This is a genomic window from Stenotrophomonas sp. TWI1409 (assembly GCF_039673015.1).
GTDB classification, from domain to species: Bacteria; Pseudomonadota; Gammaproteobacteria; order Xanthomonadales; family Xanthomonadaceae; genus Stenotrophomonas; species Stenotrophomonas maltophilia_A.
Genome location: NZ_JBDJKU010000007.1, coordinates 95,498 through 105,557, shown reverse-complemented (window position 1 = coordinate 105,557; position 10,060 = coordinate 95,498). Strand labels below are relative to the sequence as shown.

At 68.1% G+C, this 10,060-nt stretch carries 10 protein-coding genes; 4 read left to right on the top strand and 6 right to left on the bottom strand.

The genetic code is table 11. The annotated features are described in order from the left end of the window. Positions 1-87: 87 nt before the first annotated feature. The 3 genes from ABE423_RS04395 to ABE423_RS04385 all read right to left on the bottom strand — a co-directional run bounded on the left by ABE423_RS04395 (position 88) and on the right by ABE423_RS04385 (position 2,967). Positions 88-918, bottom strand: a complete 831-nt coding sequence (locus tag ABE423_RS04395; protein ID WP_346485111.1) for an epimerase — start codon at positions 916-918, stop codon at positions 88-90. 50 nt (positions 919-968) lie between these two features. Then, the gene (gene panE, locus ABE423_RS04390; protein WP_346485108.1) at positions 969-1,907 is read right to left on the bottom strand and encodes a 2-dehydropantoate 2-reductase; all 939 of its coding nucleotides are present in this window, start codon (positions 1,905-1,907) and stop codon (positions 969-971) included. 292 nt (positions 1,908-2,199) lie between these two features. Continuing rightward, positions 2,200-2,967 (bottom strand): hypothetical protein, encoded by a 768-nt coding sequence (locus ABE423_RS04385; protein ID WP_253143686.1) that lies wholly within the window; start codon positions 2,965-2,967, stop codon positions 2,200-2,202. A 529-nt stretch (positions 2,968-3,496) separates the two neighbouring features. Between ABE423_RS04385 and tilS the strand changes: the two genes are divergently transcribed. Genes tilS through ABE423_RS04370 form a run of 3 tightly spaced genes read left to right on the top strand, consistent with a single transcriptional unit; the run spans position 3,497 to position 5,948 of the window. Further along, positions 3,497-4,783, top strand: a complete 1,287-nt coding sequence (gene tilS / locus ABE423_RS04380; RefSeq protein ID WP_185749954.1) for a tRNA lysidine(34) synthetase TilS — start codon at positions 3,497-3,499, stop codon at positions 4,781-4,783. 36 nt (positions 4,784-4,819) lie between these two features. Further along, positions 4,820-5,080 carry an exodeoxyribonuclease VII small subunit gene (locus ABE423_RS04375; RefSeq protein ID WP_005410522.1) on the top strand — a complete coding sequence of 87 codons (261 nt, stop codon included), beginning with the start codon at positions 4,820-4,822 and terminating at the stop codon, positions 5,078-5,080. Continuing rightward, positions 5,070-5,948, top strand: a complete 879-nt coding sequence (locus ABE423_RS04370; protein WP_346485106.1) for a farnesyl diphosphate synthase — start codon at positions 5,070-5,072, stop codon at positions 5,946-5,948. The genes ABE423_RS04375 and ABE423_RS04370 overlap by 11 nt, the downstream gene beginning before the upstream one ends. Before the next feature lie 85 nt (positions 5,949-6,033). Here the strand turns inward: ABE423_RS04370 and ABE423_RS04365 are convergent, their stop codons facing one another. Continuing rightward, the gene (locus ABE423_RS04365; RefSeq protein ID WP_010482972.1) at positions 6,034-6,405 is read right to left on the bottom strand and encodes a DUF4870 domain-containing protein; all 372 of its coding nucleotides are present in this window, start codon (positions 6,403-6,405) and stop codon (positions 6,034-6,036) included. A gap of 87 nt (positions 6,406-6,492) precedes the next feature. Next, positions 6,493-7,860, bottom strand: coding sequence for a metalloprotease PmbA (gene pmbA, locus ABE423_RS04360; RefSeq protein WP_346485104.1), 1,368 nt, complete (start codon positions 7,858-7,860; stop codon positions 6,493-6,495). Positions 7,861-7,928: 68 nt separating this feature from the next. Between pmbA and yjgA the strand changes: the two genes are divergently transcribed. Beyond that, complete coding sequence (gene yjgA / locus ABE423_RS04355; protein ID WP_049398682.1) at positions 7,929-8,516, top strand: ribosome biogenesis factor YjgA; 588 nt, start codon at positions 7,929-7,931, stop codon at positions 8,514-8,516. A gap of 41 nt (positions 8,517-8,557) precedes the next feature. On the opposite strand, the gene tldD is transcribed toward yjgA, so the two are convergent. After that, a complete protein-coding gene (tldD, locus tag ABE423_RS04350; RefSeq protein WP_032128992.1) occupies positions 8,558-10,003 on the bottom strand; it encodes a metalloprotease TldD in 1,446 nt (481 codons plus the stop codon). Between the last annotated feature and the right edge of the window lie 57 nt (positions 10,004-10,060).

Below are 10,060 nucleotides of genomic sequence, written 5' to 3'. Positions count from 1 at the left end.
GGGGGGTTTTTTCTGGTTGGGGGGCGGGGGGGCCGCCCGATCAATAACCCCCCACCCCCCCGGGGGGGGCCGGCCCCCGGCCCGCCACTACCGGAGCAGGTCGCGCAGGCCCTCACGGTAGCTGGGGAAGCGCGGCTCCCAGCCCAGCGCCTCGCGCGTACCGGTGCTGTCGATGCGCTTGTTGCTCTCGTAGAAGCGCCGCAGCGTCGGGCTGAGTGCAGGGTCGTCCCATGCCACTGCAGGTGGCATCGCAAAGCCGCCCAGCTGCGCGGCGAAGGCCAGTACCTCCTGCGATGGTGCCGGCTCGTCATCGGCTGGCAGATACAGCCCATCCACGCACGGCCGCTGCATCGATGCGATAACGACCGTTGCCAGGTCATCCACGTGCAGGCGGTTGAACACCAACCCTGGACGCACTACGTGGCGCGCACGTCCCTGTGCCAGCTGCAGCAGCGCATTGCGTCCCGGCCCGTACAGGCCGGGCAGGCGGAATACCGCCGAGGCGATACCGCGCTGCTCCGCCAGCGCACGCCACTGGTCCTCGGCGCGTCTGCGTTGCATGCCGGTCGTTTCAGTGGCATCGGCCACGCTGGTTTCGTTGATACAGCCGCCGGCCCGATCGGCATAGACCGACGTGGATGACAGATAGCCCACCCAGTGAAGTGCTGGACTTTCCTGCAGTGCCGGCAGCAGCAGACGCAGTGCCGGGTCACCCTCGGCATCGGGCGGCACGCTGCACAGCACGGCCTCGGCCTGCGCGATCTCATCGAGCAGGGCGGGGGAAGGTGGCGTGTCAGCTCGCAGCTGATGGCGCGGCAGGCCATCGTGCGGTGCCGACGCCGGGTCGCGCACCGTGCCGGCCACGTGTACGCCCAACGCCCGCAGATACGTGGCCAGCACGCACCCGCTCCAGCCCATGCCGAGGATCAGCACCCGCGCCGGCAGCGCGTTGGTCTGCAACGCGGCGCTCACGCGCTGCGCAGCGCCTGGTAGGCCTGCAGGCTGCTGTAGGCGACCTGCAGCAGCAGGGCTTCCTGGTCGGCCTTGCGCGCGCGCGCCAGCATGTCGCCGACGATCTGTTCTGCCTCCACCTGCTGGCCGGCTTCCAGATCGCGCAGCATCGAAGCCTTCAACGCAGAGCCGGCCTGGGTCAGGGTGCCGCGTGCGGTGTCCTGCGCAGCATCGGGAATCGGCTCACCGGCAGCTTCGGCCACGGCCAGGCATTCGTCGTACAGGCCACGCACGATCGCCTCGCCATCATCGGTGGCGACGATGCTGCCGATATCCGCGCGCAGCAGGCAGGTCGAGGCGGCCAGCGCGGTCAGGAAGGTGTACTTGATCCACTGTTCCTGGCCAATGTGCTCGCTGGCCAGATGATCGAGGTTGGCCTGCACGCAGGCGGCGGCGAAGGCACGCACGCGTTCGGAGATGGCACCGCCGTCGCGCTTGCCGAAGGTGAGCTTGGCCGGCTTGCCCAAGTGCAGCACGGCGCCGTCGGGGGCCTTGGTGGCGCTGATGAAGCATAGGCCACCGAGCACAGCGTCGCGGCCGAAGCGCAGGTCCAGCGCGTTGTAGTGATGCAGGCCGTTGAGGATCGGCAGCACGGTGGTGTTTGCGCCCACGGCCGGAGCGATGGCATCGATTGAGCTGTCCAGGTCGTAGGCCTTGCAGCTGAGGATGACCAGGTCGAACGGCTTCTGTGCGGCCAATGCGGGTAGCGCATCGGCGGTGACGTGCTGCACCGGGAAGCTGGCATCGCCGAGTGGGCTGCGGATGACCAGGCCGTCGCGGTCCAGCTGGGCGGCGCGTGCGGGGCGCACGAGGAAGGTCACATCTACGCCGGCCTGAGCCAGGCGACCGCCGAAGTAACCGCCGGTACCGCCGGCGCCGAGGATCAGGATGCGCATTGCACGTTCACCGTTTTCTGGGGAATCAGGAGTGCGATTGTGCCGGAGATTGCGGCCAACGGCGGAGCCCCTCGTGGTGGAAGAAGCACAAGCCGTGCCTGGTCGGGCGGTCCGGGTGCGCGGGGGACGCCGCAAGTACGTCCGTGTAGGCTTGGCCGCCGCATCCATGCGGCGGACACCCCCGCGCACCCGGACCGCCCGACCCCTGACAGTTTCCGGGTGCGGCCACCACGGAAGACAGATCAGGAGCGAAAGCGGGTCGCTCGCTGCGCTCGCTCGTGTGGAGCGGTGCTCAGGGCAGTTGTTCGCTGAAGTCTTCGGTGTAGCCCAATAGCAGTGTGGTGCGGTTGGCCAGCGTTGCAGCCAGTTGTGACCACGTGTCGTGCGTTCCGGCCGCGTAGACGCGCTGCAGGTCCGCGACCAACGCGCTCGCCTCTGCAGGCGACGGTGCGCGGTCGCGCTGGAAACCGAGCCACGATGCGCCGAGTCCGAACAGACGGTAGTCGTAGCGCTCCTGCAGATGCCGGATCAGGGCGTGGTTCTGGAAGATGTCCCAGTCCGCGCTGAAGTAGCCGTTGGGCAGGGCGGCGATCAGCAGGTCATCACGGGTCACGGGCACCTGCTGCACGCAGACCACGTCATCGATGATGAGATCCGGCTTCGCATTGGCGGCGACCAGCGCCTCGATGTCTTCGTCGCTGCACATCAACGTACCCGCCAGCGCTGTCCACTGCAGCCGATGCGTGGAATGCTCAAGCTGCGCGACGACGTGCGCCAGCAACCGCCCGCGTGCCGCCAACGCATCTTCCGGCGTCGCCGGGTCTTCGTCCTCGTACAGCGCGATGCGTTCGTCATCGGACGCGTGCATGCTGGTGTAGCGGCACTGGCCGACATCGTCGAGCGTGCATAGATAACGATGAAGGGGATCAGCCGCCTGCAGCGAGGCCAGGCAACCGAGCACCTCATCCAGCGTAGGCGAATCGCTCAGCAGGACGTGGCTGAACGCATCGATCGGACCATCCGACACGGCCTTGTCCAACGGAATGGAAGTGATCTTCATCGCCACAGCCTAGCCGTAATCCGAAACGAAAAGAGCCAAGCATCGGCTTGGCTCTACAGGAACGCTTCATCCACGCATGGCGTGGATCTACCGTGTCGACCAAGGTCGACACCTACCAGCAGCAGCGGAGAACGCTGTCCCGACAGATCGCAGAAACCTGTCGAAGGCGGGGTGGGTCCGGTTGCGGGGGCGTGAGCCGCATGGGCCCGAGGCATGCCTCGGGCGGGTTGGGCAGGACGCCCAACCCCGGTCTTGCCGTGTGCGCAGGACTGCGCACACGAGCAAGCGGCGACCGAGCTTACATGGGTGAGGGCGCTTTGCTTGCGAAGCACTGCTTCGCAAGCGCTCGAACGCACAGCCGCCAGCGGCTGGGCCGGGCCCCGGAGGGGGACTTGCAGCGGCCCCGCAACCGGCCCCACCCCGCCAACCCTCAGGAAACCCGCTTCTGCTGTTGCTTCGGCCGTTGCCGTTGCTTGCGCGTCTGCGGGTGCAGGGCGCAGCCCTGCCGACCAACCCTATACTTGCCGCCGTGAGTGAATTCCCTGCCCTCGTTCCGCTGGATGCGCCGCTGCTGGTGGGCTACAGCGGTGGTGTCGACTCCACCGTGCTGCTGCATTGGCTGTGGTGCTGCGCGCAAGCTTCCGGCACGGCGCTGCGCGCGGTGCACGTGCACCACGGGCTGCAGCCCGATGCAGATGACTGGGTGCTGCACTGCCAGCAGCAATGCGACGCCTGGGGCATCGAACTGGCCGTGCACCGCGTGCAGGTCGAGAACGGCACAGGCCTGGGCACCGAGGGTGCCGCGCGACTGGCACGACGCGCCGCGTTCGCGGCCGAACTGCGCGACGGCGAAACCCTGGCGCTGGCACAGCACCAGGACGACCAGGCCGAGACCTTCCTGTTGCGCGCCCTGCGCGCTTCCGGCGTCGATGGCCTGGCGGCGATGTCCACGCACAGCCGCCTTGGCGAAAAGCCTCTATGGCGACCGCTGCTGGCAGTGCCACGCAGTGCACTCCTCGACTATGCCCGCCAGCATGCACTGCACTGGATCGAAGACCCCAGCAACGCCGACGACCACGCCGATCGCAACTTCCTGCGCCTGCAGGTACTGCCACTGTTGCGCCAGCGCTGGCCGCATGCCGCTGCGGCGATGGCGGGCAGCGCAACCCACTGCGGGCAGACCCGCGAACTGCTTGACGAGGAAGACGCCGAGCTGATCGCACACCTGGAAGTCGCTCCACGCGTGCTGTCGCTGCAGCTGCTTCGCCAGGTCTCACCGGGCCGTGCCGCACGCGTGCTGCGTGCCTGGGTGGCCGGCCACGACGCGGCACCGCTGCCGGCCACCGTGCTGCAGCAGGCGCTGGACGAGCTGCTGCCGGCCGACAACGATCGCCAGGCGCGGGTGCGCTGGCACGATCACGCGATCCAACAGTGGCGCGACCACGCCTACCTGCTGCCGGCCCGGCTGCCTGCGCTTCCCCACGAGTGGCAGGCCGAATGGGATGGACGCGCACCGCTGCCATTGCCCGATGGTGGACAACTGCGCCTGCAGGGCACCCCGGCCTTCGAACGCCCGCTGCAGGTCCGTACACGCGTGGGCGGTGAGCGCATTCTGCTGCCCGGTCGCCAGCATTCGCACGCGTTGAAGGACTGCCTCCAACGCGAACACCTCGCCCCCTGGCGCCGCGCGCAGCTGCCGCTGATCTTTGATGGCCCGCAGTTGCTGGCCGCCGCCGACGTGGTCATCGCCGCACCGCTGCAGGCCTGGTTGCAGGCGCATGGCGCGCAGTTGCAGTGGCGCCCGGGCGGCTGGTGAATTGACCCCCGCGCGCGGCCCGTCCACACTTGCCGCATGGCCAAGAAGTCCCCCGAAAACGCCTCCCCGGTCGCCCAGTTCGAGCAGTCGCTCGAATCGCTGGAGCAGCTGGTGGAGCAGATGGAAACCGGCGAGCTGAGCCTGGAAGCTTCGCTCAGTGCTTACGAACGTGGCGTCGGTCTGTATCGCCAGTGCCAGCAGGCGCTGGAGCAGGCCGAGCTGCGCGTGCGCCTGCTCAGCGATCCGGCGCAGCCGGAAGCATCCGAGCCTTTCGATCCGCCCAGCCATGACGGCTGAGGTTCTGTTCGCGCGCTGGCGCGACCGTATCCAAAGCCAGCTCGACGCCGCGCTGCCCTCGCCTGCCGAAGCACCGCAGCGCCTGCACCAGGCCATGCGCTATTCGGTGCTGGGCGGTGGCAAACGCATGCGCCCACTGCTGGTCTACGCCAGTGGCCACCTGTTCGGTGCGCAGCCGGAAAGCCTGGATGCGGCCGCCATGTCCGTCGAACTCATCCACGCCTACTCGCTGGTGCATGACGACCTGCCGGCAATGGATGACGACGCGCTGCGTCGCGGCAAGCCGACCACCCACATCGCCTTCGATGAAGCCACCGCGATTCTGGCAGGCGACGCGCTGCAGACCCGTGCCTTCGGCCTGCTGGCCGATGCACCGCTGCCGGCCACGCTGCGCGTGGCCTGCCTGCAGACCCTGGCCCACGCGTCCGGCGCCGCTGGCATGTGCGGCGGCCAGGCGCTGGATATCGATGCCACCGGCCAGCAGCAGACGCTGGCGGCATTGACCCGCATGCATGCCCTGAAGACCGGCGCGCTGATCCGTGCGGCGGTGCGCATGGGCGCGCTGTGCGGCCAGGCCCACGAACCTCAGCTGGCCCAGCTGGACAGCTTCGCCGACGCACTCGGCCTGGCCTTCCAGGTACGCGATGACATCCTCGATGTCGAGGCCAGTTCCGAGCAGCTGGGCAAGACCGCCGGCAAGGACCAGGCGCAGGACAAGAGCACCTTCCCCGCCCTGCTCGGCATGGACGGTGCCAAGGCTCAGCTGCACGAACTGGCCGCACGCATGCAGTCGATCCTGGCCGGGTATGGCGAAGAGGCCGATGCACTGCGTGCACTGGCGACGCTGGCGGTCGAACGCGATCATTGATCGCTCGCCGGGCACCGCCCGTCGCTCCCCGCACATGAAAACGCCCGGCAATGCCGGGCGTTCTCAATTCCGCATGCCGCCGGTATTACTTGATCAGGCGCAGTGCGAACGGGTAGCGATAGGCTTCGCCGTTGTTGGCCTTGACCGCTGCGATGATGCTGAACACCAGGCTGATGATGCCCACGATCGGGGCCAGGAACACGCCGATGATCACGATGGTCAGGATCATGCTGATGACCATGGCGATGGTCACGGTGATCTGGAAGTTCAGGGCTTCCTTGGCCTGGTCGGTCACGAAGGCCTTGCCCGCGTCATCCTTGTTGATCAGCCAGATGATCAGCGCGCCGATGAAGCCGGTGAAGATGCCCAGCAGGTGGGCAGCCAGGGCCATGGTGCGCTGGTCGGCCGGTACGTCGGTGGTGGCCGGCGGCGGCGGGACGTTATCGAATTCGCTCACGACAAAACTCCTTTTCATTGGGTGGTCTTGACCCACCAGCACCAGGCTGGTTGCGTCAGGCGGGCATAGCTTACGCCATCGACGCCATCAATCATTACCGGCGATGGTCATCCGCCCCAGCAGGATCGAACCGGTCCGGATGTGCGAGCGCGGGTCGACGTCACTGCCGACCGCTTCGATGCTGCTGAACATCTCGCGCAGGTTGCCGGCGATGGTGATGCCATCCACCGGGTACTGGATCTCACCATTCTCGACGCGGAAGCCGCCGGCACCGCGCGAGTAGTCGCCGGTCACCCCGTTCACGCCCTGCCCCATCAATTCGGTCACCAGCAGGCCATCGCCCATCTGCCGGGCGATGTCCTGCAGGGAGCCCGCGTTGGCGGCCAGCTGCAGGTTGTGCACGCCACCGGCATTGGCGGTGGTCTGCAGGCCCAGCTTGCGTGCAGAGTAGCTGCCCAGCACGTAGCGCTGCAGCACGCCGTCACGGACCAGGGCCGAAGCACGCGTGGCCACGCCGTCACCGTCGAAGGCGGCCGAGCGCAGGCCACGGCGCAGGTGGGGCAGTTCCTCGATCTGCATCCAGTCCGGGAACAGCTGCTGGCGAACGCTGTCCAGCAGGAAGCTGGCCTGGCGGTACAGCGCACCGCCGGACACCGCCGACAGCAGGTGTCCAACCAGGCTGCGCGCTACTTCCGGGGCGAACAGCACTGGCATGGTGCCGGTGGCCATCGGGCGAGGCTGCAGGCGGGCGACGGTGCGCTCGGCAGCACGACGGCCGACCAGGCCCACGTCTTCCAGGTCCTCCCGGGCCAACGCGCTGGTGTACCAGCCATCGCGCTGCATGCCATCGCCCTGGCCGGCGATCAGCGCACAGCCCACCGAATGATGGGTGCCACGCTCACGGCCGAAAAAGCCATGCGAATTGGCGTACACCGACAGGCTCTGCATGCTCGACACCGAGGCGCCGTCGGAATTACGGATCTGCGCATCGGCCTCACGGCCTGCGTTCTCGCAGGCCAGGGCCAGGTCCACCGCCTCGTCGGCCTGCAGCGCCCAGGGGTGCCAGGCATCCAGATCCGGGAAGTCGGAGGCCATCAGCGCGGCCTCGGCCAGCCCGGCAGCCGGGTCATCTTCGGTGTGCCGGGCGATTGCACAGGCCTGCTCGACCGTGGCGGCAAGGCTGGCCTCGTTCAGGTCGCCGGTGCTGGCGCTGCCCTTGCGTTGGCCGAAATAGACGGTGACGGCGATACCGCGGTCACGGGTGGACTGCACGGTCTCCACCTCGCCAAGGCGGACATTGACCTCCAGGCCACGATCCTCGCTGCAGCTGACCTCGGCCTGGCTGGCGCCCAGCGCACGGGCGCGGTCGAGCAGCTGCTGGGAGAGGTCGGCCAGCCGTTCCAGCCGGGCCAGGCTGTCGTCGCCGACAGCGACTTCAGGGGCGATCACGTTCAATGCTTTATCCTGTACGGGTTGGGCCCGGCATCACGCCGGGCGACTTTTTTTGAGATCAGGTAGGAACGATGCGCGGACGCGACGAAGAAACCGGTGAATTCCACGACAAGAGCCGCAGCCAGAACCGGCGCGACGCGCTCGACGTCCTGGCCCTGGGCGAGAAGCTGGTGTCGTTGACCCCGGCCCAGCTGGCACGCCTGCCGATCCCGGAAGACCTGCTGCCGCATATCGCCGAGTGCAAGCGCATCACCGCCCACATCGCCCACAAGCGCCAGCTGGCGTTCCTGGCCAAGCACATGCGCCGCGAAGAAGACGCCACGCTGGATGCGATCCGCGATGCGCTGGACGCCAACAGCGAAACCGGCCGCCGCGAAGTGGCGATGATGCACCGCGCGGAAGACTGGCGCGAGCGCCTGCTGGCCGAGGGTGACAAGGCGCTGGCTGCACTGCTGGACGACTACCCGCAGGCCGACCGCCAGCAGCTGCGCACGCTGGTGCGCAATGCCCAGGCCGAAAAGGCCAGGAACAAGCCGCCACGCGCCTACCGCGAAATCTTCCAGGTGCTGCGCGCCCTGATGCTGCCGGCCGCACTGGGCCTGAAGGCCAGCGCCGAAGACGCCGACCCCGTCGACAGCGACGAAGCCGACGAGGACTGAGTCCGCGCCGGCCTGGGCGGTGGCGCTGGCCATCGCCCGGCTCAGGCCTGGGTACCGCCGACCGTGATGCCCTCGATCAGCAGCGAGGGCTGGCCGACACCCACGGGCACGCTCTGCCCGTCCTTGCCACAGATGCCCACACCCTCGTCCAGGGCCAGATCGTTGCCGACCATGCGCACCTTCTGCATGGTTTCCGGACCGTTGCCGATCAGCGTCGCACCCTTCACCGGCGTGGTGATGCGGCCATCCTCGATCAGGTAGGCCTCAGTGGCCGAGAACACGTACTTGCCGCTGGTGATGTCGACCTGGCCGCCACCGAAGTTGACTGCGTACAGGCCCTTCTTCACCGAACGGATCATTTCCTGTGGGTCGTGCTGGCCGGCGCGCATGTAGGTGTTGGTCATGCGCGGCATGGTCAGATGCGCGAACGATTCGCGGCGGCCGTTGCCGGTCGGCGCCATGCCCATCAGCCGCGCATTGAGGCTGTCCTGCATGTATCCCACCAGAATGCCGTCCTCGATCAAGGTGGTGCACTGGGTCGGATGGCCCTCGTCGTCGATGTTCAACGAACCACGGCGTCCGTCCAGCGTGCCGTCATCGACGATGGTCACGCCCGGGGCGGCAACGCGCTCGCCGATGCGGCCCGCGTAGACGCTGGTGCCCTTGCGGTTGAAGTCGCCTTCCAGGCCATGGCCGACCGCTTCATGCAGCAGCACGCCGGGCCAGCCCGGACCAAGCACCACCGGCATCACCCCGGCCGGTGCCGGAACGGCGTCCAGGTTCACCAGCGCCTGGCGCAGCGCCTCGCGGGCAAAGGCCTCGGGGCGGCCGTCGGCGAACAGCTCCTCATACCCGTAGCGGCCACCACCGCCGGCATAGCCGGACTCGCGGCGGCCGTTGTGCTCGACGATCACCTGCACGTTCAGGCGCACCAGCGGGCGCACGTCAGCGCCCAGCACACCGTCGCTGCGGGCGATAAGTACCGTATCGACGCCGCCGGACAGGCTCACCATCACCTGCTTCACGCGCGGGTCGGCGGCGCGCAGGTAGCCATCCAGGCGCTTGAGCACCTCGACCTTGGCCTCGTTGCCGATGCCATCGATCGGGTCCAGCGCCGGGTACAGTGCGCGCGCGTTGCCGCGCAGCAGCGACCGCCCGGACTGGGCGCCACCTTCACGCGAGATCGCACGCGCCGACTGCGCCGCCGTCAGCAGCGCATCGGCATGGATGTCGTCGGAGTAGGCGAAGCCGGTCTTCTCGCCGGAAATCGCCCGCACGCCCACGCCCTGCTCGATGGAATGGGCGCCGTCCTTGACGATGCCGTCTTCCACGCTCCAGCTCTCGCGGCGGGCATGCTGGAAATAAAGGTCGCCGAAGTCCACACCGGGGCCGAGCAGCTGGCCGAAGGTGCGCTCCAGGCCAGCGGTATCCAGGCCGCCGGGGCGCAGCAGGCGGTCTTGGGCAAGCGTCAGGGCGATATCAGTCATGGTTCTCGATCTGGGGATGCGGGGGCGCTCAGGCAAGCCCCGTGAACAGGAAAGCCG